This window comes from Massilia scottii (assembly GCF_030846495.1).
Taxonomy (GTDB): Bacteria; Pseudomonadota; Gammaproteobacteria; order Burkholderiales; family Burkholderiaceae_D; genus Telluria_A; species Telluria_A violaceinigra.
Genome location: NZ_JAVCWM010000013.1, coordinates 168,526 through 192,575 on the forward strand (window position 1 = coordinate 168,526; position 24,050 = coordinate 192,575).

Consider the following 24,050-nt stretch of genomic DNA (forward strand, 5'->3'; position numbering starts at 1 on the left):
TCGACGTTGCATCATGCTGCATCCCGTTTGTGCCTCGCGTTCATGGGTGCGACGAATCGGTGCAATCAAGGCGCTGTGCATGGGCTTGCACGCGTATCATGGGCTTGCCCGCTTCCACTCCACTTCCGCCGCCGATGCTGAAAATCGATCCTGAGTTACTGAATAACGCCAGCATGTCGCCGCATCGCCGCGCATTGGAGCAGGGCTATCGCTGGCTGCGCTTCGAGGATGGCCTGGAAAGGCAGTTCCAGGCGTTTTTTACGCAAGGGCATTTGGTGCGCGTGCGCGTGGCCGCCTATGTCAGTATTGTCCTGTTCATCATGTTCGTGCTGATCGATCTGGCCACGCTGCCCGCCTATGTGTCGGTACGCACGGTCAGCATCCGGCTGACGCTGATTATCCCGAGCTTCATCATCGTGTTGTTGGCCAGCTACCGGGCCGCGTGGCGCCCGTATCTCGGAACGGCTGTATTTACCGCCGCCTTGGTCACGGGCGTGAGTACCGTCGCGGTGATCGGCAGCGCGCTCGATGTCGGCTATCAGATCCCGTACGAAGGCATCCTGCTGGTGGCGCTGTTCGTGTACCTGATCGCCTGCCTGGAATGGCGCCGCGCGCTGTTTGCCAATATGGTGACCTTGTTCGCTTTCGTCGTCATGGAATTCGCGCTGCAGACCAATGCCCAGGCGCGCCTGTACCAGATTGTCTTCATGTGCGCGGCCAATGGGGTGGGGGCGTACGGCGCCTACTTCCTCGAACACAGCATCCGCACCACTTTTCTGGTCGATACGCTGCTGCACGAACTGGCGGCGCTCGACGGCCTGACCGGACTGTCGAATCGCCGCACCCTGAATATCCATCTGGAGCGCGTCTGGCGCCAGGCCCTGCGCGACCGGCAAGCCGTGACCATCGCGATGATCGATATCGATTATTTCAAGCGCTATAACGACCGCTACGGCCACGCCCGCGGCGACGCGGCCCTGAAAGCCGTGGCCGACGTCATCGCCGGCCTGGCGCGCCGCCCGCTCGACCTGACCGCCCGCTACGGCGGCGAAGAATTCGCCGTGATCTGGCATAACCCGGTCCCCGGCGAATTGCAGGCGATGGGCGAGGTGCTCACCGCCGCGGTGGCGGCGCTCCAGATCGAGCACCTCGACAGCGACTTCGGCAGGCTGACTGTCAGCGTCGGCGTGGCGATCGGCCTGCCCTGTGCCGGCGACGATGCCGCAGCCCTGCTGCGCGCGGCCGACGAGGCGCTGTACCAGGCCAAGCACCAGGGCCGCAACCAGGTCGTGGTCAGCGAGCCGGTAGCGGCACTGGTGTAGCAAAGAAAAGACAAAAGCCATGCGGCAACTGCCTGTTTAATCCTCCCATGAGCGGATATGTTTACCCGAATTACTTTTTGTTATAGTGTCGGCATTATTTGAACAGCGGAGATGTGGACATGAACGGAGCAGGTGGAACCAGCGGTGGCACGGGCCAGTTTTTTCTCGGCCTGATCATGATGTGCGGCGGTTTCTATTTACTGCTTAACGGGATCGTGGTCAGTTCCAATTTCGGACTCGGCACGCGCCTGTTCGGCTTCGGCTCGGGATTCGGCATCAGCGGCGGCATGGTGCTGATTCCGATGATGATCGGTATCGGCATGGTTTTCTATAACTCGAAGAACTACCTTGGCTGGCTGATTGCCCTGTGCTCATTCGCGGCGCTGGTGTTTGGCGTGATTTCCTCCGTCAGCATGAGCCTGCGCACCATGTCGGCCTTCGATCTCATTTGCATCCTGGTGCTGGCCATCGGCGGACTCGGTCTGTTCCTGCGTTCGCTCAAGCCGGCGCGGGCAGCGCCGCCGCAGGCGCAATAAGGCGCTGGCGATGCGCTTCATGTGCGCATCGCCGCCCCTGTCAGGTTGCGCCGGTACGCATGCGCAGCCGCGCGCGCCATTCACCCAACGCCGATAACGCAGAATGAAATTCGCGCTCGATCAGGTCTGCTTCGGCGCTGGTGACCACGCCGTCCATCAGCGCGCCCGACACGGCTTCGGCCACGGCCCCGACTTCGCTCATCACCCGGCATACCGTCTGCGACAGGTCGTCGCGGCCCACCTGTTCCGGCTGCGGCACGATGAAGGCGGCCATGCCGTGCCGGTTCAGCAGCGCATGCAGCGGCATCATCGCTTCCTGCACGCCGGCCTTGTGACAATGCTCGACGATGATGGAAACCTCCTCGAACGATGGGTAATGTGATGAAATGGTGGGCGACAGCTTATTGCGCAGAACATTGGCGGAAATGCCAATCTCCTTGGCCAGCATGTCAATGCCACCGGGATAGCGGCGCGCCACGCTGTACAGCGCATCGTGCTGGTTCATGTCCAGATATTTACGAGTCATGGTGAATCTTGCCTATTTTTACCGGTGCATTGGCAGTATTGGTGCTGTTATGCTTCTTTCAACCTTCAACCCGGCCAAAGAAAAATGAAGTCAACTCAGATCATGTTGCTGCTGGCACTGCTGCTACCCGCCGCCGCCACAGTCACGGCCGGCGCGAAACCGGCATCAAGTTCGAGTTCGAGCTCGCGGTCGAGCTCGTATAAGAGTGGATTTTCCTCCCAAAAATCCAGTCCATCAAGTAGCAAGTCGTCAACCTCGTCGAAGAACTCGTCGTTCGGTTCGTTTGGGAGCCGGTCTTCGTCCTCGTCGCCGCCGCCCCAGAAGTCCGGGTCGTCGTGGTCGCAGCGCTCGCAGGACACCTCGCCGCCGCCGCAGAAGTCGGGTTCGATCTGGTCGCAGCGTACGCAGGATAGCAGCGCGGATGCCGGCAAGGCGGAGAAGAAGGGTTCGTTCGGGGGCTTCGGTTCCTTCGGCGGGGCGCCGGCGCGGCAGGACAGCGGCGCCCAGCCAGGGCAGCAAAAGCCGGGTTCGGTGCTGTCGCAACGCCTGGACAAGGGCAACGCCGAGGCCAATGCCTTGCGCACGCTGGAGGCGCGCCGGGCAGCCGAGCAGGCAGCCAATGCGCCGCGCGAGATCAAGCCGGTGCCGTCGTCGCAGCCATCGGGCGGGCAGTATGGATCGAACAATGCGGGGCAGTACGGGAATACGAATAGCGGCCAGTACAACGGCAACCGGAATGGCCAATATGGCGGCAATTCGATGCCGGGACCGATTATCGTGCCGCAGAATAATAACGGAATGGGCAATGCCATTCTCGGCTTCTTGCTGGGACGCTCGATGTCCAATTCGCATGCGAACAGCGGTTATCCGGGTAATACGAACAATAGCGGGATGGTGGGTACCGTTCCGGGCAGCGGCGCCACCGGCGCCGGTCCGGTGGCAGGGGCACAGGCGATGCCGGAAAGGTCGCTCGGTAAATCGCTGCTGCGTACCTTTGTCTGGCTGGTGATCCTGTCGGTGCTGGCATGGGTGGCTTATCTGGGATGGAAGTTTTTAAGGCGCGGTAAAGCGCCAAGCACGGCAAACTATTCTTTTGACAGGAACTGACATGGGCTGGAAGAACGCATTCGATTACATGCGCGGCATCGCCGGCAACCATGGCGCTGGTGGCAAGGCGCGGCGCGAAGACGAAGGCTTGCCGCTCGGCGCGCGCATCGGCGGCATGCTCCAGCTGCAGATGTCGCCCCTGATCCGGGCGCAGGCCAATGGTTCGCTGATCGCCATGCCGCGCGATGCCGATACGCTGATCCTGGCGGTATCGCAGATCAAGCTCAATCTGGCGGGCGGGCTGTATCGCTATTACGTGGCCAAGGGCGACGACGACGCCAGGGAAAAATTTTTGCAGCTGTACGCCGATAAAAGCGGCAAGGTGGCCGAGATCATGTATTGCACCCAGCTGGCGCGCGTGATTCCGGAAACGGCGGAAGACCAGGATGCCTACACCGGCCGCTCCGGCTTTGGCCTGGGCGACCAGACCTACACCTTGTGGCGCGAGCAGCTCGACGACGTGGGCCTGAGCGAAGATGAACTGGCCACGGTCTTCGGCGACAGCGACCGCCTCGATTATGTGCGCGACGCGGGCGACCGCAACGCCACGTTCGTGAGCCCGTTCATGGGCACCGAAACCCGGATCGACGACGCCGGCGGGGTGCAGGGTCTGAAGCAGGAAATGTATTTCATGCCGTACGTGCGCGAATTGGCGGGCGGCGCCAGCGAATATTTGCTGATCACGACGGAGATCATCTCCAGCGTGAATGGCGATCACACAAAACGCGGTATCCATGTCGATTTCGTCATTGGCATACCGGTGGAGCAAGAACGGGTCGTTATTCAATAACGGTTCGGTAAAGGCAGTCTTACTTAACAACGAAAGGGATTCAAGATGAGCAATGCAAGTGGATGGGGACTGACGGCGCGTTTGATTTCGAAGCACTTCGGCGTGCTGGGTGACCGTATATCGTCAGCGATCGCCAATTTTGACCCTGAGACGGCGACCGAGGCCGACCGCGACCGTCTGGCCGACACCCTGCGCGCCACTGCGCAAGTGCTGGCATCGGCGCGTTCCTCCTTCGAGAAGGAACACAAGGATGTGGTCAACTTGCGCGCACTGATCGCCAACGACGAAAAAGCCACGGAAACGCTGGCCGAACGTCTGGCCGCCGGCAAGATTTCGGAAGCCACCGTGACCATGTTCTGCGACGAACTCGAAGCGAACAAGAGCCGCCTGCCGCAAGAGATCCAGGAAGAAGCCGACGCAAAAGCCTACATGGACGAGCTGCAAAAGATTATCGATGCGCTGTCCAGGCAGCTCGCCGAATTCGACGCCCAGGCCAAGAAAGCGCTGCAGCAGTTGGCAGCGGCCCAGGCGCAGAAGGATCTGCAAGCCATGCGCGCCGAGCGCCAGAGCCAGCTCGCCGGCCTGACCGGCATGAAAGGCAATTCGACCGCGCTCAACGCACTGACGCGCCGCGCCCAGGAAGTGAGCAACGAAGCCGAAGGCATGCGCATCGTCGCCGATATCGGCCAGAAGCCGCTCGACCAGGCTGCGGAAATCGATGCGATCCGCAAGTCGGTGCAGAACGACACCGCCGGCGAAACCGCGCTGCAACGCCTGCAGCGCCTGTCGGGCAAGCCGGCCGCCGCGTAAGTAGCGATATCACCCGGACGCCATGCGCATGGCGTCTGCGGCACACATGAAAACGGCCTCTTTCGAGGCCGTTTTTTTAAATCCGTCGCTTGAACGCGGATCAGAAATCGACGGTAAAGCCGGCGCCGACCGAACGCTGCGAATAGTTATAGTCGATCAGGCTTTGTCCGTAGCCGGAAAACAGCTGGACATAGCCTTTCAGGTTGGTCGTGAGCGGATACGACATCGCCGCCTGGATCGCGCCATGGTCGGTCGACATATTCCGGCGCGCCATGATCGAATACTCATAGCCATCCTTGCGATAGCTGGCGCGAATGTCGCCGCGCGCCAGGAAGTCGGTGATGTCCGCATTATCGTTGTTCGATTTGGCGTTATCCAGACGGCGCCACAGGCGCGCGCTCAGCGCAAAATTGCCACTGTCGACGCCGACTTCGGTGTAAAAGCGGTTCCAGCTGCGCGACAGGGTCGAGGTCTGCCCGTTCGACTGGTGAATCAGGCCGAAATTGACGAAGCGCAGATTGAACCCGGCGAACGATTGGTTGATCGGGACGACCGCCATGATTTCAGGCTGGTAGTTGGTTTCGCGGAACGGGCTCGATTGCGAGCGGTTGTACGCCTGCCAGAAACTCTGCTGCGTGTAGCCGAGCCAGATATCGACCGGCAAGCCCGCGACCTGTTCGGCGGCCTTCATTTTCAGGCTCAGCTGATAAGTCAGCTCGACGCGCTTGGTCTTCAGGCCGGCCGGTGTGAAATCGCGGTATGGCGCATCGTTCGACGAGGTGCTGTAGTTAGCCACCAGCATGTAATTCTCGCGGTGCGGACGGAAGGAAAACACGCCGCGGCGCGACGCCTTGCTCAGCTCCCACAACTGCTCGGTACGCGAAATCGGCGTTTCCGGCGGCGCTGCCGTGGCCGATGCCACGGCTGGGATCGGCGTTGCCGGCTCGGCTGGCTCACCCTTCTTGCCCGTTGGGGCGGCGACGGTCGCGTCCGGCGTTGGATTGCCGGCGACGGTGTCGGCCGTGGCGGCCTTGGTGAGCGCGTCGAAGCACCCGAGTCGCGCGCTCGGATCGCCAAGCACGGAGCAGCGCAGCATTTGCTGTTCGAGCTCGCCTGCCTGGGCGGCGCCAGCGGAGATGAAAAGGGTGGTCAGGAGGAGGGGCAGTCGGGCGGCGTGCATGTAGGATGTTTCTAAAATGACAAAGGGTGGTTACTGTAGCGCAATAAGAGAAAAGATGTCGCGCTGCATGTATTTATGTGTTGCAACGCCGCATCAGGTATCGCCTGCGTCATCGATATAGACGGCGGTGCCGTGCAGCGGCGGCTCCGGCAGTTCCAGCACGAGGCGGTCGATTTTTTCGTACAGCGCCAGCCGGAATTCGTCGCGGTCGAGGGACAGATGACAGCGCCTGTGGCAATTTGGACACAGCGCGGCGGTATTCGACGGTGTATCCGGGCCGTGGCTGGCGAGCGGCATGACGTGGTGCACTTCCAGATACGGAAAACCATCGGTGCCCGTGAACGGCGCCGGCATGTCGCAGCCTTCGCAGATGCCGTCGGCGACCTTGAGCACCCAGGCCTTTACTGCCGGATCGCGCACGTAGCGCAAGGTGTGCGTCATCACTTGGGCGGGAGCGGCAGAACCGGCCGGTACGCCGCCGCCCGGCTGGCGCAGCAGCGCAGTGACCTTGTGCGCCAGTTCGCGCTCGTCCGCCGTGTGCTGGTAAATCGTCAGCGTTTCCAGGCCGTGCGCTTCCAGCATTTGCTCGATGCGCAGTTTGACGCTGCTGCCCACGTTCCTGGCAGGGCGGTAGCCGATAATGTGAGGGAGACGCAGGTCGAACAGGGTCGAGGAAATATTCTGCATGCGAAATTCGACGGCGGACTTAGTGCGCGCGGACAATGCCGTTTCGCGCAACTGCCGGTTCACTTCCGCCTTGTTGATGGGCTCGCCCGCCAGCTCGCTGCGCAGCATCGCCACATAAGCGCGCACGGTCGCGGCCAGTTCCTCGTCGGTCCAGTCCGCACTCTTGGTCGACGCCTCGGGCGGCGGGGAAGAAACAGGCATCTGGACGGGTGGGCGCGATCAGCAAGGGAACGCAGCCAGTGTACCAGGTGTTCAATTTCTTTTATGTAAACTTTCCGTGACTGCAACGTGCGCCGCGGCTATTCCCGTATGCCGTACCCGAGCGCGCGTGCCGCCTTGCGAAAGCGCACGTCGTGCTTGACCTGCACCACCAGGTGGTGCTTGCCCGCACGCATGCACAGCGGCGCCGTGTCTTGATGCCGCGCGATCAGATCGGCCGTTTCCGCATCGACGCATTCAATCAGCAAGCTGCTGCCCATCACCTGCATCGCCTTGCCGCCCTTGTTACAGGCGCGCAGGAAGGCCTCGACCTGCACGGGAAGCGGCTGGCTGTCGCGTGACCGCAAGAACGCTTCCAGCGGCGCCGTATCCTGGCCGCGTTCGACGGCGATCATGGTTTTCTCGCGGTCGAGGCGCCACAGCTGCGCGCTTTCGCGGTTCGCCCAGTTCTCCAGCAGCAGGCTTTCGTCGGCGGACAGGCTGCCGCCGGTCACACTGATCTGCAGGCTGGCGCTGACCGACAGCGTGCAGGACGCGGCGCGCGCGGGCGCCGTGTAGGTCGTGCTCAGGCCCAGGCAGTAGGCACCCAGCTCGGTCAGGCGGAAATACATCAGGCCATCGTAGCGCGACAGCAAGGTCATGTCTTGACCGCCCCACAGGGATTGAAATTCCGTGCGCGCGTGGTGCGGCGAACAATAGGCGACGTCGACCATGCCCAAGGTTGCGCAATACTCGAACAGCACGCACAGCAGATAGCGTGTTTCGAATATGTCCCACTCATCTTCCGCATAAGCCAAGGCGCCGTAATTGGCGTCGCACAGGTAGAGCGACCAGGGATCCTCGGCCACGGCGAGCGGCGCGCCTTCCGCCAGCATGAAACGCGACAATTCATCCACCTGGACCCAGCGCGCCGGCGGACAGCGTTGCAGGAATTGGCCGACGATGGCCCGGCGCGGCTTGACCGGCGTAAGGCGGCCCTTGCCCTTCTGGCCCTTGATTTCGTCGATCCGGTTGAACTCGTCGAACAAGGCCGATGCCAGCCAGCCGCGCCAGATGCCACGCAGCACGTCGGCCGGCGCCGCTTGCAGGGCCTTGATGCCGGCCGTGGTCAAGCCAAGCTTGCTGCCATGAAGTTCGGCCAGTCCGCTTGCCTGTAGCAGCAGCGGCCAGGCGACCGCCTTGATCGGGCCGATCCGCTGATCCGAATGCCTGGCGCTGGCTTCGGCGTCCGGGCCGTAGAAATCGGCGCCGGCGAGCTTGGCTTCAATCGCGCGCAAGGCGGCCGTTCCCGGCATGCGTGTTTTGTCGCTGACCGCGATCAACTTTTGATCCGCCATGCGCAGCATGGCCACCACCTCGTAGAGCGCATCGGACGCGGTATTGCGCTGCGTTAGCGGCATGCCATCGGCCTCGGCCTTGGCCTCGCGATCGGCTTGCGCTGTCAGCTCCGGTCCGGGCTCCGGCAAGGAGGCCAGGCTTGCCAGCGCGTTGGGCACGGGTGCCGGGAACAAGGCCGCCACGCGCAGGCGTAACTGCGCGGGCATCGTGCGCGTGTCGCCATGCTCGAACAGAAACAGGCTTAGCACTGTCGTGGGACCGCGGCCGTACGGGTGCTTCGGATCATGGTAAAAACGCGGCGCCTGCCCGTACTTCGCGGTAAAACGGCGCTCATCGAAATGCCCCTGGACGTCATAGGCCGCTTCCCGTACCGCAAGTTGCTGGCAGGGATCGAGCATCGCCCAGACGCGCGGCAGGCCGGCATCCGACATCTGCTCCAGCAGCGCGGCGATGAGGACGTCCTTACGTCCGATTTTCACGGCGTCGGGAAAGTTCGCAAGCAGCGACTTGAGTTGATCGACAGTGAGACTGTTTAGTGCGTCGGGCAATGTATCCATCGGTATGGGGGGCAGATAAACGAGGATGCCAGCATGACACATACACGCCTGGCGTCAAGCCCGCCGCCCACGTGCATCAGGCGATCAGCTTGAGTCCCGGCGGCAGCGATTCGCCCAGGATCCAGCGCTCGGTCGCCTGGTCGAGCTGCACCACCTGCTGCACCATGGCGATGGTCGCCGGCGGCGCGTTGATCGCCACCAGCCGCTGCGCGATCCGTTCGCGCAACGCCAGCGGCAGGTCGCGCGAACGGTCGTCGGTCATGCGCGCCAGGTGCACGGCGGCAAAGGCGGCCGACTCGACCCGCTTCCAGTCGAGCGCCAGGATGGCATCGAGCCAGCCTTCCACCACCTCGGTCGGCACCACGTCGTGCGTGCTGCCGTGGAAGGGCTGGCGCGCGCCGATGCGCCCCAGCGCCCACAGGTAGCGGCTGGCGCTGGTGCTGTCCTTGCCGGGCGTGGCTGGCGCCGCCTGGATGCGCTCCAGCAGCCAACCGCCGATTTCGGCCTTGTAGTCGACCGGGATGCGTTCGAGCGAGGCACCCAGGCGCAGCATGTCGTCATCGCTGCCGGCCACCACGGTACTGCCGGCGTCGCCGCCTTCTTTATTCGTCTGGAGATTGAAGGCGAAGTCATCGAGCAGGCGCAGCTGCTCGGTGGCGCCCAGCCCGCCCGCGACGCGGCGCCACAGGGTCCACCATTCCGCGCGCGCCTGCTTGTCGTCGGCATGCCGCACGCCGGCCTCGAACAGGGTCCACAGTTGCTCCAGGCGCCATTCGTCGAGCGCGTAGCCGAAGCCCGGACGCAGGCAGTAGCCGGTCAGGTTCAGCCACACCCGTTCGTGCTCGGCGGAGCGGCGCCGTCCGCGCGCGCGCTGCCACAGAGCGTCGAACAACTGGCGCAGCAGGGGCGTGTGCCATTGCTCGCGGTCACCGAGCAGTTGCTCCAGTTGCGCACGCAGCTGCTTGACTTCCTTGGCCGTCACCTGCTGCCCGCTCTTGCCGAAAATGCGGTCGATCTTGTCGATGGCGGCCGTCAGCTGCGGCGATGGCGCGGCATCCGTCTTGTCGTTCTCGGCCGCCGCGTTGTCGTGCCGCAGGTCGAACTCCAGCAGCCAGCGCTGGCCGGCATCGCTCAGGTTGACGCAGTGCATTTCCAAGGTGCCGACCTCGGTCAGCGCGGTGGCAAGTTGCACGGCGGTTTCCTGTTTGCTGCCCGCCGGCTTGACCTTGCCGTCGGCTGCGTGCAGCACGGTCGCAATCGGCGGCAGGCGCACGTATTTCGGATCGTCGAGGTCGACCAGTTCGCCCGGCGCGGGCGGGGCATCGGCGCCATCGGCGTTCGATGTCATCACGTGAAAGCGCACCGGCTGTCCGAGGCGCAGGGCGAAGGTACGGTCCTTGAGCAGGATTTCACGGCCAGTTTCGCTGCCGCGCGGCAGGATGCAGATGCCGCGCTTGGGTCCTGTGCCAGCCTCGTCGAGCACCAGGAAATAACTGCGCGCCGCACCCGCATCGATGCGCGGCGCCTGGCCCTGCAGCGACAGGGCATACGCCACCGCGCCACGGGCCACGGCCACGTCCGGATTGTCGTTGTGCAGCAGGCGCAAAGGCGCGCCGCGCCAGTTGCCCAAGGTTTCCTGCAAGCGCTCGACCAGCGCATCGGCGCGGAACACGCCGCCGTTGAGCAGCAGGGTATCGGGCATGGCCGTGCCGTCTTCCTGCGCCGCTTGCAGGGCGCTGGCATGCTGCTGCAAAAAATCGGCGATGTGACGGGTGACAGCCGGATCGCGCGCGTACGGCAAGCCGAACTCCACGATGCCGGCACGGCCTTGCTGCACGCGGTCGGTGGCCACCACCAGCGGAAAAAAACCGTCGACGATGATGCTGCCGACTTCGTCCCGCGTCAGCGCCACCGAACGCATGCCGCCGATCATGCGCGAGCCCGAGCCAAGCAAGGTCACCTGCGCCTGCTCGGGCGCGTCGGCCGCCAGTAATTGCTCCTTGGCGGCGCGGCAGCGTTCCATTAATTGAGAGAGGGCACTGGCCGACAGATGCGTGCGCGGCTGATCGGTGCCCGCCATCTGCGCCATTTTCGCTTCGGTGACATGGGCCAGCGCCAGGTCCATGTTGTCGCCGCCGAGCATCACGTGGTTGCCCACGCCGATGCGCGTCAGTTGCGGCTGGCCATCGTGCAGGTCGACCTTGATCAGGCTCAGGTCGGTGGTGCCGCCGCCGACGTCGCACACCAGCACCATGCGCGTTTGCGCCAGTTCCCCGGCCAGCTCGCCGCGATGGCGGAACAGCCAGTCGTAGAAGACCGCCTGCGGCTCTTCCAGCAAGCGCAGTTGATGCAGTCCGGCCTGCCGCGCCGCGCTCAGGGTCAGCGCGCGCGCGCCTTCGTCGAACGATGCCGGGACCGTCAGCACCAGTTCTTGCTGTTCCAGCGGATTAGCGGGAAACTTGCTGTTCCACGCTGCCCGCAGGTAAGCCAGATAGCTGGCGCTGGCCGCTACCGGCGACACCTTGGCCACATCGGGCGCGGCGCCCCACGGCAGGATCGGCGCCAGGCGGTCCACCGCCGTGTGCGACAGCCAGCTCTTGGCGCTGGCCACCATGCGGCCCGGTACTTGCGCACCGAGCCGGCGCGCGAGCTGGCCGATGACAAGCGGCTGCGCCTCGGCATGATCTTGCGGCCACGGCAGCCTTATATCGGCCGCCGGCAATTCACCATCCGCCGGGTGGTAGCGCACCGATGGCAGCAGCGGCAAGGCCGCCACCTGGCCCGGCGCCACCAGTTGCTCGATCTCGAACAGGGTAATGGCGGCGCGCCCTTCCGCCTGCGCATCGATGGGCGCGTACGCCACCACGGTATTGGTGGTACCGAGGTCGATGCCGACGATGTACTGGCGCGCCACGCCGTGCCCTAGCTGTTGCCGCGCACGTCGAACTCCACCTTCCAGCGCTCCTCGCCCTGGACGGCTTGCGCCACCAGTTCCAGGGTGCCGGTATCGGTGGCAACGGCGGCCAGGGTCACGGCGACCACGTCGCCCGCCTGGCGTCCTTCAGCAGGCAGGGTGGCCTGGATTTCGCCGACTTCCTGCATGTCGTCCGGATGCCAGAAGTCGAGCAGGTCGCCCAGGCGGTCCTGGCGCCGTACCGACGAGCCGAAGAAACGCAGGGTGATGGCGTGCCCGACCACCAGACCGAATTGCTGGGTCTTGAGTTGCGCTTCGATGCCTTCTTCCATGCCGAACGGGGCCACGCACAGCAGCTGGATCGGCGGCTCGAAGCCGGGCACGGCTGGCATCGACGATTCGATGGCGACATAGTAGGCGCGCGCCGTGCCGCCGCGGATGCGGATGCCTTTGCCGCGACGCACGTACCCGTAGTATGCGGCGCCGCGCGCCACTGCCAGGTCGAGGTCGGCGCCGGTGAGCATGCGCGCAGGTTCCGCGCCTTCGCCGGCCAGCCAGTCGTTGAGGGTGGTGAGGGTGCGCTCGGCCAGTACATCCGACTTGAACACGCCGCCGTTGAACAGCACGGCGGTCGGGTGCAGGAAGCTGGCGCCGTCGCTGATCTTGCCGGCGAAGCCTTCCAGTTCGGCTGTGGCGCCGGCCTGGCGTCCCAGCAGGGCGGCCAGGTGGCGGGTGACGCCGGCATCCTGCGCGTACGGCAGGCCCAGCTGAACCAGACCGCCGCGCGGGCGGCTGACCGGACGGGCGGCCGCTTCCACTTGCGGGAAGAAGCCCTCTAGGATGGTGGCGCGTACTTCTTCCTGGGTCAGTTCGGTGCGGATCGAACCGCCGATCAGCTTGGAGCCGCGGCTCGGCACGACGATCGGCTGGGTGGCCAGTTGCGCATCGCTGAGCAGGTGTTCCTTGGCCGCGCGGCAAGCATAGGCCAGCGCGCGCATTTGCCAGGCGTCCAGCTGGGTGCCGGTGGCGGCAACCTTGCGCGCCACCAGATGCGCCAGCGCCAGGTCCATATTGTCGCCGCCGAGCAGGATGTGGTCGCCCACGGCGATGCGGTGCAGTTCCAGGTTGCCGTCGCGTTCCAGGACGGTGACCAGCGAAAAGTCGCTGGTGCCGCCGCCCACGTCGATGACGAGGATGATGTCGCCCGGCTTGGCATCCTTGCGCCAGCGACCGCCGCTGTTCTGGATCCAGTTGTACAGCGCCGCTTGCGGCTCTTCCAGCAGGGTCAGGTTGACGTAGCCGGCGGCCTTGGCCGCTTCCACCGTGAGCTCGCGTGCGGCCGGGTCGAACGAGGCGGGAATGGTGACGGTGATGTCCTGCTCGTCGAACGGGGCTTCCGGATGGGCCGCGTTCCACGCGTTGCGCAGGTGCGCCAGGTAGCGGGTGGACGCTTCCAGCGGCGACAGTTTGGTCACTTCCGGTGGCGCGTCGCTCGGCAGGATGGCCGCGCGGCGGTCGACGCCGGGATGGCACAGCCAGCTCTTGGCGCTCGACACCAGGCGGATCGGCGTTTGGGCGCCGCGCGCGCGGGCGAATTCGCCGACGGCGTAGTCTTGCGTGCTGGTCCATGGCAGGTTCAGGGCGCCGGGCGGCAATTCATCGCCGTGGGGCATGTACAGGAAGGAGGGCAGCAGGTGGCCATTGCCGACCGCGCCGGCGTCGACCAGTTGCGGAATGTCGAGGACGCCATGGGAGGTCTTTTCGCCATCGCTGGCGGTCAGGTCCACATAGGCCAGGGCGCAGTGGGTGGTGCCGAGATCGATGCCGATCGAGAAGTAGGCGTTGCTCACAGTTCCACCTCCGCCTGGGCCAGCACGGTGGCGTCGTGGCCGGCGGCCAGGGTTGGCAGGCGCACGTCCGCCGCGCGCCAGCCGCGATGGCTGATGCTGCCGTTGAATGGGGCCTTGCCGACCACGTTGCCGGTCAGGCGTACCGCGCGGGCGTCGAAGCCTTCGTTCAGGGTGACGCGGCTGCCTTCGGCTTCGTCGCGCACGGGGACGATGGTGAAGTGTTCGCGCAGTACTTTGGCGCAGCCTTCGTGGACCACGCGTGCGGCGGCGCCGATGTCGGCGTCCGAGAAGCCGCTCAGGTTTTCCTGGGTAAAGTCGATCAGGCGCGCATCGCGCTGGAGCAGGGATAGCAGCTGCAGGGCGGTGTCTGGCGTGGGAGCGGCTGGCTTGGGGGCTGGCGCTGGTGCGGCGGCCACCGGGGCTACCGGTGCAGGGGCGGGCGTTGGCGCGGAGATGCTGCCATGACGCACGCGCTCAACCCGGCCGGCGAAGTCGGCATCCGACAGCGCGCCGAAGAAAGCGCCGAAAGCGATCGGAATACGGCGCAGGAAAGAAGGGCGGTCGTTGTTGTCCTGGGACGGGTGATTCGAGTCTGGCGTCGAGTCGATCATCAATTACTCCTGAGTATGCCGGCTGAGTGTCGGACTGATAGGGTTGGCCGGGCAAAGGTGCCACAGGGCCGGAACCGGGATTGTATGCTGTGTAGGGCCGGAATCTGCGCAAGGCCTGAATTTATGCTGCGCGGCAGTATAAATCATTTGTAGCAACGCTCGATGACTGACATGCACCTCAATGCAAAAGTCAGGCGCGCGGCGTGGATTTTCCTCGCACTTGCTGCATATCAAGTACTTCGCCTTTCGCGATGTATGGCACCAGTGCTCCCACCAGCGCTGGCTAAGCGTCGACGCTTCCATCTCACCTAGAAAACGCTTGTCGCGTCAGTTTTTTTCGCTGGCAAACCCGACATCCGAAAAACTGGATTGCCTCATGATGGACATCCGAAGATCGGAGGCAACATTGTGCTAGCGCGGCCGTATCAGTGGGCACAATATGACGAAGTCAGCGTTTTCTTAATGCCCATGAGAAGTGCGCATAGCATCATCTGAGACACGAAATATGAACCGTAAACTTGCTTGAATGGCTGCTAATTTCATGCGAGCAAGCCGTCGAGTCTACCTCAAACACTTTTGAGGAAGTCGGTCAACCTGACCATCAAATCCGGTGCTTGCAGCTCACACTCCCAGATGACCAAGACATCCCATCCCGCTAAGTTCAGCTTGGCAACGTTCTGGATGTCTCTTAACCGGTTGGCACTCAATTTAGCGGTCCAGAATTCGACTCGTGACTTTGGCACCCGTGCCATCGGGCAGCCGTCGTGCCTGTGCCAAAAACAACCATGAATAAAGATCACCTTCTTGCGTCCTGGGAATGCGAGGTCGGGTTTTCCAGGAAGATCTGCGCGATGCAAGCGATATCGGAATCCTGCCTTGTACAGTAACTGCCGAACAAGTAATTCCGGTCGGGTATTTTTAGACCTTACGCGGGACATGATCTCGCTGCGCCGCTCGGGCGTGACAGTATCAGCCATTTACCCATCCTTAAGCAATCCGCAGTGCTAGCACGGCAGCGAAGACCTACTTTGAGAGGTCTCAAGTATACTGGATGAAAAGTGGCGGGGATGGCGCAAAATTCAATGGGGAGGTCACTACGCGGGCTTTGATTCGATTGATAACTGTATAAACATACAGTACAATCTGCGTTATCTCTTCACCACCGTCGATGTAGCTTGCTTTATACTGCTCTGTTTGCTCGCAGCAATTGAAGAGCATCCTTGGCAAAGCTCTCATTCGGCTAGATCTTGCTTACGGGCCCAGCGTTGTGACATTTGCATCAGAGAACCATACTAGACGAATCATGCAGCTCCAATCAATCGAACTTTTTGCAGGTGCCGGAGGCTTGGCGCTAGGTTTTTCGGAGCATGACGTGGCCCACCAAGCCGTCGTCGAGTGGAATTCGCATGCGTGTGAGACCATCCGGCGCAATAAGCGCGCTGATGTGGAGCTGGTTGCTCACTGGCCGGACGTGACCGAAGGTGACGTTCGCATTTTTCGATACGATGCCTTTCAAGGCATCGACCTCGTAACCGGGGGGCCGCCTTGTCAGCCGTTTTCCATGGGAGGGAAGGCTGGCGGTTTCTTGGACCCGCGGGATATGTTCCCGCAAGCCATCCGCGCTGTGCGGGAGACTCAGCCAGGTGCGTTCGTGTTCGAGAATGTGCAGGGACTGAAGCGAGAAGCGTTTGCAGACTATTTCCGTTATATCTTGTTGCAGCTCGAGTTTCCGACCATGCAGACCCGCACTGGCGAAGCGTGGGCGCGCCACCTTGCCAGACTCGATAGCCACAAGGCTGCTGGTGCGCGAAGCGAATACCATGTTGACTGGCGACTTGTGAATGCTGCCAACTATGGTGTTCCTCAGAAGCGCATGCGAATTTTCATTGTGGGTTTCCGTGTGGATATCACGAACCCGTTCGAATTTCCTATTGCAACCCATAGCCACGATGCGCTTTTGCTCGATCAATGGGGAGCTGGAGGCGCGTACTGGGAGCGACATCGTGTTGCGCGACGCAATCGCCCGGCACGACCCGAAGGTATCGAACGTAAGCTACAGGGCTTGTTGGATCTCGATCCAGCGCAAGCTAGACTGCCATGGCTCACGGTTAGGGATGCGATTTCAGATTTGCCTGACCCTGAGCGGCGACCGGATGTGGAACTGGTACAAGCTCATCGTTTCCAGCCTGGTGCTCGCAGTTATGCCGGCCACACTGGTAGCCCGCTCGACGAACCCGCCAAGGCGCTGAAAGCGGGTGACCACGGTGTGCCGGGAGGCGAGAATATGCTTCGACGCCCGGACGGTTCCGTGCGCTATTTCACCGTGCGCGAGTCGGCCAGAATTCAGACGTTCTCTGATAAGTTCATTTTTGAGGGGACTTGGGGGGAAACGATGCGCCAACTCGGGAATGCCGTCCCAGTGCGGCTGGCGTCGGTTGTAGCTGGCGGCGTATGTGGCCACTTGCGCGCCGCGTACCAAGCCCCGATGTTGTTTGCAGCGGCGTAAAACGAAAGGCGCCAATAGCATTTGGTGGAATTGATTGTCAAACAATAACGCCACTTGTCGTTGCCGCCTCTTCCAGTTCCACATGTCCGCTTGCGGGAGTAGAGAAATTTTCTTTGCTCAGTTGCCGCATGTGTTCCATGAAGTGATCGAAAATCTCATGAATATCACCGTAAGGTGGGCGACTTCTGAGGTGTGTTTCGATCTGCTCGACAATAAGGTGCTGCGGTTTTTGATCTTCCGTGGTACGGTTCGCCCATTCGCGCCCAGGGTGCATGGTATCCCACGGGGAGCGCTTATTGCCACGAGTATCGGAACTGTCTCCGTGCTTGCCCAAGCCGAAGCAGATCTTTGTTTCTGAGTTCCAAATGGGCTGGAAAAAATTTATTAAATAGTCCTCTGCGGACTTCTGAAAGCCTGTTTGCACAATCAGAAAGCGACATTCGAAGTCTTCAATGGCTAGAGTAGTGTGCGCCTTGCGAATATTGCGCGCGTGTTCATTGAGACGAACCGACAGCTTTGCTCCTTGTCGGATTGCGTCTTTGGCGGAGGGATTGTCCGGATCGGCTTTACCCACATAAATAGGATGTTCACGCCTAGTTAATGACGCGTACGGCGGGAACTCGCCATTATAGTAAATAGCATAGATCCCGGCACCGTAAAAATCGGGAATACGCGCAAGGGGGTGTCGCTGCTGGGCCACTAGCGTTAATGCCACCATTCTGCCGGCCGTGTTCGGATCGGATGGATCAAATATCTTATCTGGACGTAGTATCGGGTCAAGACCGTTTGCGGCTTTAGATAGCTGGATGGAGGCATTTTCCAGGTCTTGTCTGATTTTCTTGACTACTTTTGGATTCGCGGAAACATCCACAGATTTTATCCGGCGTGTCAGTGCATCCAATTCAGCGAGCATAGCATTTATCGCAGAAGTTTGGACTGTAAGTTTTGCCATCTGATTCCTTTTCCATCTGTCAAAATAATGAAAGCAATTTTACTCTCACCATCACAAATAATATATCAAAATGCATTATATATTTTTCTCCACTGCGCTAATGGATTCCTTAGCAGTTTTGCATAACCAAGCGAATCTGAATCATAGCGAAAATATCTAAAAAGGTCTGCACTTCGTAACTGTTCAGCCTCTATGACAGCTAGCGAAAAAGTCTAAATTTTTTCTGGGAAATTGAGAAAATGGGGGCATTTCTGCACATTTTTTAAGCAAAAATTGCTGGTTTTTGGTAGCCCTTCATAGAGGCTGAATAGTTACTGCACTTCTTTGAAGTTGAAAAACTGAATCGATGTTTCAGAACAAGCTCTATAAGACACTACTCTCTCCATCCCCAGCGCCCACATCGCGCCCAGCGATGTCACCGATCGACCGTATCTCCTTGTTTAACTCATCCAATCGCACACGTAATGTGGACCGGTCGACGGATATATTCGTGGCGCTTCCAGGTGCGCCCGACAAGATGTTGACAATGTGATCTCGTTCGTCCTCCAAGGCTCGCAATTGCGCATTCCGTTCAATTGCCGCTGTCGTATTATTTTGATAACGGCGCGCTTGTTCATCCGCTAGCAGGCTCTTCTCAACCCTTTCCACATTGGCGTTGATCTCAGGAAAGCGCTTCGCCGCAAAACGTAAGAACTGACTAAATTCATACATATGAAAGGCTTGCTGAGCTTCAGCATGGAATTCCTCAATCAATTCTGGGCGCGGTCCCATCTTTCGACCTCGATGGATCCACCACCAATCTTCCTTTGCGTCATCGGAAATAAAAATAACCGAGCGTTTATCGGTCTTGGCCTTCATCATCATTTCCTTCCAAATGATGAGGTCACCGAATTTGTCGAACTCCCCTGCGTCCTTTTTGCTGTCCTTGTAGCCCGGCGGTATCTTCTTCGCGTAGCGATCTTCGCCCTCTTTCCTTAGTGCAGCGAGCTTATCTGATGACCACTTATCCCCAACACGACGCTCAAAAAGGTTGGTGAGTCTCTCGATTACGCTATCGATCTCCGATGAGGGATGGGCTAATCGAGCCGTTTCCATTCGGGCTTTGAAGTCCGAGAGAAACATGTCAAGTGCGGAAAGTTCCTTGAGGACGTTTATCGTTGGATGTGCTCGAAGTTGCCGTAGACGATCGCGAGCTTTTTCCACAAACGCTTCTTGATCTTTGATAAGTGTATCGTAGGCGTCAACCGCACCAAACTCAACACCCAGTCGATTTCTGTGAAACTCAAGGCCTACCTGGTAGGGAATCCATAATGCATCGCCGAGCACCTCGAACAGCCTAAGTAGCTCATCCCGGACTACCGTTGAATGGCGTAGGCAATGCAGCAACACATTCGTGTCGGGTATAAAGATGGCCTCGTCCCATATTTTGGATATTTCGTCGGGCTTCTTTGGATGCCATCCAGAAAATTTCGCACGCATAAGTCACTCCAGCCAGCTGAGTTTTTCGATACCGAGACAGGCACAAGCATCTTTGACAAGGCTTCGGGTTCCCTCATTTGAGGTTTTTCCAGTCTCCAATAATACTACCCCAAATGGTATGGCGCTTTTCGCTAATCGGCTGCGCTCAAACGCTGCCATCAGAATAAGTTTCCAATCGCGACTTTTGCCCCAGCAAATGATTTTACCGTCCTCTAATCGACACCCGTGTGGTTTTATGAAGGTTTGGACTGTAGTTGCTGGAGAGGCGATCTCAAGCGCGCGCCATATCTCATCCTGACTCGCAAGCAATCGTGCACGCTCGTAAGGTTTAATCAACGAGTCTTTTATATAAACTCGAACTTTCCGTGGATCCATAAAATGCGCTATTTGACCACCAATCGCAGGATCCCTCGTCCATCTCTCATAGAGGCGCGAGCGATCGATGTCGTTTAGTATTGCCCAGCCTAGTTCATCGGCCAAACCCCACAACTTATCGCGCAAATTATCACGTATCTTTGCAGGCATCATCACTAAACTATCCCTTGATTGTTCGATTTTTGGCAATCGAATGTTGGCAACTCGAGAATGGGGTCTCCCTCACGCATGAAAAGGTCGGCTTGATCCCGCATCCAATTCAACATAAAGCTACCCGCGCCCTCGTCCCGAAACTGCACTATACCGGGAAAACGGAGACGTTCGATATCTCCGCGCACGGCAGTTTCGAGCTCCACAACTTCCGCAATGCGCCGAAGGTCACTGACGAAATCCAAAACAACCACTTTTGTCTTTTTCGGGCTAATTCGCAGCCCGCGTCCGAGTTGCTGCACGAAAATGCGCCGACTGTGCGTCACGCGCATAAAGACAATCATGTCCACATCGGGGACATCGACTCCTTCGTTGAAAAGGTCGCGCGTAGTGACAATGTCTAATCTTCCCTCTCGAAACCCCTCCATTGTCCGATCGCGTTCGCGAGCTGTCATTTCGCCCGTTATTGGCTCAGCTCGAAATCCAAACAGTCGCAATGTGGCTGCAAAGCTGTTGGCGTGGTGAACTGAGGAACAAAATACGATGACCGAGCGCCGTCGCTCATTATCGAAAGTCTCGCGCACTGCTCGTGCAGCTTCCTCATCGCGAGTCGGCAGTAATAGAAGACGATTCAATTGACTCAACGAGTAACGGTTTCGTGATTGGGCGTGCACGCGCTTCCAGTCTATGTTGTCAGCGAGAAGTCGATAGTCGGCCTCACATAGAAAACCGTTCTTGAGCCCATCCGCGATACCTATCTTCATAACGGGCGGCCCGAGCAACTCATCGATGTCATAGCCGTCACCTCGCCACGGCGTTGCAGTAACACCGCCAATCATAGCTTCTGAGAGATGATCGGTGACACGACGAAAAGTTTCAGAGCCTACATGGTGCGCCTCATCGATCAAGACAAGGCCAAAAGCGGGCAATTCATCCAAACGCGATACTGCACTTTGAATAGTCGCAAAAGTGATGCCTTCCCACCCACCCGGGCACTCACCGCCCATTAGACGATGGGTTGGGATCCATTTTGGAAGCTGATCCCAGAACGATCTCTGAAGCTGATCGACAAGTTCGCGCGTACCCGCTAATACCATCGCTTGTCCGCCCGGGATAGCACCGTCACGAAAAAGCTGGGCCACACTCTCGGCGAGCACAACGGTCTTGCCGAGCCCCGTCGCGAGGACGACTTGCCCACGGCCTGTCTCACGAAGCGACGCTACGAACTTTTCTACAGCCTCGTGTTGATAATCCCTAAGTTCTCTTCTATGAATAGAGTACTCGGGACTTTTGCGTGCGAGCTCCAAAAGCGTCGCGGGATCGAGCACACCGATATCTACGCCGAGTGCCTTCCATCGTTTAACAGCCTCGTAGGTTGCCGGCCCAGCCTTTCTACTTGATGCGACATAAATTCGATCGGCCTTATAAAAACGCGAAGCCTCTCCTACTTGGTTCACTGCGCCTGCCGACGGACATCCATCTGTTGCGAACTTGCATTGGATCACCCAGAGTTCGCCATTCTTCACGCCCAGCACATCCGCACCGTGGTCACCGGATCCTGCGACAAGCCGCACGTCTTGGAACCCGTTAGATACCAGTAGCCGTGCCACATCTCGTTCGAAGGCCTGCCACGTTTCCGTTAGGAGTCTCGACACATTGAGAAAGGGTTCTCGCATTAGTTCAATATGTCTGATTTGAGCAGTCGTACCGAACATGTTGCCCGAATAACAGCGTCGCGACCGGCGCGATCGATATCAACAGGAGATTGATTTGCCAACCAAACTGCGTCGCCTAGATATGCGTCATATCGAGCACGTACGGAGCGGCGCGCCTCATCCGTCACAGTAGCGCTTCCAAAATCCAAGCTGATGTATGAATCGTCCCAAAACTTGCCGTCCAAAAAAACTTCCGGGCGCCGGTTAAACAGCGCCCTCAAAGACTCCGGGTCGGCGTAATCCCAGAAGCGTCCATCCGCGATTAGAGCCTTATGATCTGGCACACGACGATGGGCCATTCGCCGCGCCACTGACTCTTTTTCGTCCTCATCAAGCTCATTGAACATAGCCTCTCCTTCGTCGCCAATGATCAAAGATGGAATTGCCCGAGCAATGTCTCCCAATACCGAAGTCGCCATGGTGATTATTTCTTGAGGATCAAGCCTGGTCTCTCTGCAGTACTGCATTCTGAAATCAGTCAAGATACCGGCGATGGATGGGTCCTGCGCCTGCCCCTTTAGAAAATCCACAGTGCGATGTGTCAGTTCGGTCAGCAATCCGTCAAGAGGGGTCATGGTTGTTGAACGAAAGACTTCGTGCGACACGTCTACGAGAAAAGCATAAGTGCGCGTCGCTATATCATCGAGCTTTAGAACCCACGGGAGACCAGTGGGAAGGTCAGAATCATTGACATCGACGCTATAAGCTTGGATCTCAAATTCCACTCGGTAGGTTGGATGGACGTATTTTCGCGACAATTCGTGAATCGATCGCCGCGGGAGTTGCGGTGGCGGTCCAGGCTGTGGTTGAGGATGTTGCCCCTCTGTCGTACTGGGTTCTCCTAGGTTTTCCGGTTGTGTTGGCTCATCCAAAAAGCCGTGAGGAAGGGGGCTGTCGCCATCTCCTCCAGGAGCTTCCCCTAATACTTCCCTGTCCTGTTCGAGCACAAGTTGCCACCAACGCTCGTCCGTTAAATAGTCAGGGTCACCCAACTCGAAGAGATCAGCCATCTGCAGTGCGCGATCGTTGTCCTTGACGACGAGTACGCGCGACCATAGGCCATTCTTACCGTGAGGGCTCGAGCGCCGAAAGGCCTGATAAAGGCGGTAGAGCGGACTATCATTGCCTTCGTAACCGCGTTGCTTTGCGACAATCGGCCGAAGTGGCCCTTCACCGCGGACTACTCGCATCATCTCGCTCCAAGCAGGATCGTCCCGTTCGAAACGATCTTTGGTATAGCTCACACGACAATGATCAATATGGATCTCACCGACAAAGCGGCCGCGACCACGTTGGTCGTCTGTCGGATATTCCACCTCTGCGGTATCACCGTCACTCCAATCAAATAAATCCTTATTCGCTATTTCTATTTTCCGACCGTTACGTATGAAGTCGAGCCCGAACTCGGTGTTATGAAGATACCTCTGAAGGCCAATCCAACCATGAACACGCCTCTCCACTTCGACAACATTGCAACTTTTACTACCAGTTGGACATGAATCCTCGATGACCGCAAGGGTGCGCATGCAATGCGTGCAGTAGCGGCGCGGGGCCAATTTTACGTCTATATGCTCAACAGCCCGAGCAACGGTTCCGTCAGGAAATGACACCGTGCGCTCCTCTCCCCAGACACAATGCCGACGTGGCGAGAGGCGGGCACCCCCAATCATTAGGCGGATCGTTCCAGCCTCTGATGAGCCGAGCAGAGACGAATACGCTCGGGCCAGATGCTTACGCATCGTCTTTTGATTAGTACTTCGAGCGAGGTATGCGCGCTGATCATGCTTAAGCCGACCAATCACTATTGTTGTGCCGTGAGAACTGTGATCCATTTTAGGGCGGGTTTGACGGGGGACCCTAAAGCTTCGCGTGGTTCTGAGCTCATCCAAGTCGATACGGACTCCAACCTCTTCTGGGTCGCCTGCGCGGCTAGTCCAAACTTCGGTAACTAGGCCTAGTCGTGCGGTCGCGATGTTGAACCCCATACCAAACAGACCTAGATTGAACAGGGGATCATTACCCGACCACCCTGCGCGCACGGCGTTTTGAAGTGACTCGAATGACATTCCTGGGCCGTTATCCTTAACGGTGACTCTCGCGTTCTCATTGTCTGTCATCGGCAACGACACACAAATTTCCGGGCCATCAATAGGCGAATAGGAACGAACGGAGTGAACGAAGCCATCGATCGAATTGTCAATCAACTCAGCTAGGCAACGCCACTGCGGTAGATTGATTTCCCCGAGCATCTGCAGGATGCGAGGATCTGGTGTGAGGTCAAATTCCTGGCTCATTTGCGATTTTTCCATTCTTTTGCGTGATAGGCATCAACCACAGCCACTCTGCGAGCGTCTCTATAGACTCTCATGACCGACTGGGATTCATCCCTCCCTCCACTGGCAACCGCGTTCCGCCAAAGTTAACAC

The 24,050-nt window shown here is 59.5% G+C and carries 20 protein-coding genes; 6 read left to right on the top strand and 14 right to left on the bottom strand.

Translation table 11 applies throughout. The features are described from left to right. Window positions 1-173: 173 nt before the first annotated feature. Both RBA41_RS19400 and RBA41_RS19405 read left to right on the top strand, forming a co-directional pair. Window positions 174-1,322 carry a GGDEF domain-containing protein gene (locus tag RBA41_RS19400; RefSeq protein ID WP_306625887.1) on the top strand — a complete coding sequence of 383 codons (1,149 nt, stop codon included), beginning with the start codon at window positions 174-176 and terminating at the stop codon, window positions 1,320-1,322. Between the two features lie 119 nt (window positions 1,323-1,441). Continuing rightward, entirely contained in the window at window positions 1,442-1,858 is a 417-nt protein-coding gene (locus tag RBA41_RS19405) for a hypothetical protein (RefSeq protein WP_306625888.1), read from the top strand. A gap of 40 nt (window positions 1,859-1,898) precedes the next feature. Here the strand turns inward: RBA41_RS19405 and RBA41_RS19410 are convergent, their stop codons facing one another. Both RBA41_RS19410 and RBA41_RS19415 read right to left on the bottom strand, forming a co-directional pair. Beyond that, complete coding sequence (locus RBA41_RS19410; protein ID WP_306625889.1) at window positions 1,899-2,384, bottom strand: phage regulatory CII family protein; 486 nt, start codon at window positions 2,382-2,384, stop codon at window positions 1,899-1,901. Between the two features lie 95 nt (window positions 2,385-2,479). Beyond that, a complete protein-coding gene (locus RBA41_RS19415) occupies window positions 2,480-3,196 on the bottom strand; it encodes a hypothetical protein (protein ID WP_306625890.1) in 717 nt (238 codons plus the stop codon). Between RBA41_RS19415 and RBA41_RS19420 the strand changes: the two genes are divergently transcribed. Genes RBA41_RS19420 through RBA41_RS19430 form a run of 3 tightly spaced genes read left to right on the top strand, consistent with a single transcriptional unit; the run spans window position 3,183 to window position 5,091 of the window. Further along, entirely contained in the window at window positions 3,183-3,491 is a 309-nt protein-coding gene (locus RBA41_RS19420; protein WP_306625891.1) for a hypothetical protein, read from the top strand. The genes RBA41_RS19415 and RBA41_RS19420 overlap by 14 nt on opposite strands. A 1-nt stretch (window position 3,492) precedes the next feature. Beyond that, window positions 3,493-4,281 (top strand): DUF2491 family protein, encoded by a 789-nt coding sequence (locus tag RBA41_RS19425; RefSeq protein ID WP_306625892.1) that lies wholly within the window; start codon window positions 3,493-3,495, stop codon window positions 4,279-4,281. Between the two features lie 45 nt (window positions 4,282-4,326). Next, entirely contained in the window at window positions 4,327-5,091 is a 765-nt protein-coding gene (locus RBA41_RS19430; RefSeq protein ID WP_306625893.1) for a hypothetical protein, read from the top strand. Between the two features lie 100 nt (window positions 5,092-5,191). Here RBA41_RS19430 and RBA41_RS19435 read toward each other — a convergent pair whose 3' ends face one another. From RBA41_RS19435 to RBA41_RS19465, 7 genes are all read right to left on the bottom strand, one after another. Next, on the bottom strand, window positions 5,192-6,271 hold the full coding sequence (locus RBA41_RS19435) for a phospholipase A (protein ID WP_306625894.1): 1,080 nt from the start codon (window positions 6,269-6,271) through the stop codon (window positions 5,192-5,194). Window positions 6,272-6,364: 93 nt separating this feature from the next. Next, window positions 6,365-7,159, bottom strand: coding sequence for an HNH endonuclease (locus tag RBA41_RS19440; protein ID WP_306625895.1), 795 nt, complete (start codon window positions 7,157-7,159; stop codon window positions 6,365-6,367). 98 nt (window positions 7,160-7,257) lie between these two features. Next, window positions 7,258-9,063: a hypothetical protein gene (locus RBA41_RS19445; RefSeq protein WP_306625896.1), complete on the bottom strand. Its 1,806-nt coding sequence runs from the start codon at window positions 9,061-9,063 to the stop codon at window positions 7,258-7,260. Window positions 9,064-9,148: 85 nt separating this feature from the next. Further along, window positions 9,149-11,986 (bottom strand): Hsp70 family protein, encoded by a 2,838-nt coding sequence (locus tag RBA41_RS19450; protein ID WP_306625897.1) that lies wholly within the window; start codon window positions 11,984-11,986, stop codon window positions 9,149-9,151. Window positions 11,987-11,994: 8 nt separating this feature from the next. Continuing rightward, window positions 11,995-13,836 carry an Hsp70 family protein gene (locus RBA41_RS19455; protein WP_306625898.1) on the bottom strand — a complete coding sequence of 614 codons (1,842 nt, stop codon included), beginning with the start codon at window positions 13,834-13,836 and terminating at the stop codon, window positions 11,995-11,997. Continuing rightward, a complete protein-coding gene (locus RBA41_RS19460) occupies window positions 13,833-14,447 on the bottom strand; it encodes a DUF2760 domain-containing protein (RefSeq protein WP_306625899.1) in 615 nt (204 codons plus the stop codon). Before RBA41_RS19460 ends, RBA41_RS19455 begins: the two co-directional genes overlap by 4 nt. Window positions 14,448-15,013: 566 nt before the next feature. After that, on the bottom strand, window positions 15,014-15,424 hold the full coding sequence (locus tag RBA41_RS19465; RefSeq protein WP_306625900.1) for a very short patch repair endonuclease: 411 nt from the start codon (window positions 15,422-15,424) through the stop codon (window positions 15,014-15,016). Window positions 15,425-15,750: 326 nt separating this feature from the next. On the opposite strand from RBA41_RS19465, the gene RBA41_RS19470 reads away from it, so the two are divergent. Further along, a complete protein-coding gene (locus RBA41_RS19470) occupies window positions 15,751-16,953 on the top strand; it encodes a DNA cytosine methyltransferase (RefSeq protein ID WP_306625903.1) in 1,203 nt (400 codons plus the stop codon). A gap of 37 nt (window positions 16,954-16,990) precedes the next feature. On the opposite strand, the gene RBA41_RS19475 is transcribed toward RBA41_RS19470, so the two are convergent. From RBA41_RS19475 to RBA41_RS19495, 5 genes are all read right to left on the bottom strand, one after another. Beyond that, window positions 16,991-17,905 carry an Eco29kI family restriction endonuclease gene (locus RBA41_RS19475; RefSeq protein ID WP_306625905.1) on the bottom strand — a complete coding sequence of 305 codons (915 nt, stop codon included), beginning with the start codon at window positions 17,903-17,905 and terminating at the stop codon, window positions 16,991-16,993. Window positions 17,906-18,268: 363 nt separating this feature from the next. Continuing rightward, the gene (locus RBA41_RS19480) at window positions 18,269-19,384 is read right to left on the bottom strand and encodes a PIN-like domain-containing protein (RefSeq protein ID WP_306625907.1); all 1,116 of its coding nucleotides are present in this window, start codon (window positions 19,382-19,384) and stop codon (window positions 18,269-18,271) included. Window positions 19,385-19,387: 3 nt separating this feature from the next. After that, complete coding sequence (locus tag RBA41_RS19485; RefSeq protein WP_306625956.1) at window positions 19,388-19,912, bottom strand: hypothetical protein; 525 nt, start codon at window positions 19,910-19,912, stop codon at window positions 19,388-19,390. Window positions 19,913-19,914: 2 nt separating this feature from the next. Next, window positions 19,915-21,624, bottom strand: a complete 1,710-nt coding sequence (locus RBA41_RS19490) for a DEAD/DEAH box helicase family protein (RefSeq protein ID WP_306625909.1) — start codon at window positions 21,622-21,624, stop codon at window positions 19,915-19,917. Beyond that, window positions 21,585-23,933 carry an ATP-binding protein gene (locus RBA41_RS19495; RefSeq protein WP_306625910.1) on the bottom strand — a complete coding sequence of 783 codons (2,349 nt, stop codon included), beginning with the start codon at window positions 23,931-23,933 and terminating at the stop codon, window positions 21,585-21,587. The genes RBA41_RS19490 and RBA41_RS19495 overlap by 40 nt, the downstream gene beginning before the upstream one ends. Window positions 23,934-24,050 lie beyond the last annotated feature (117 nt).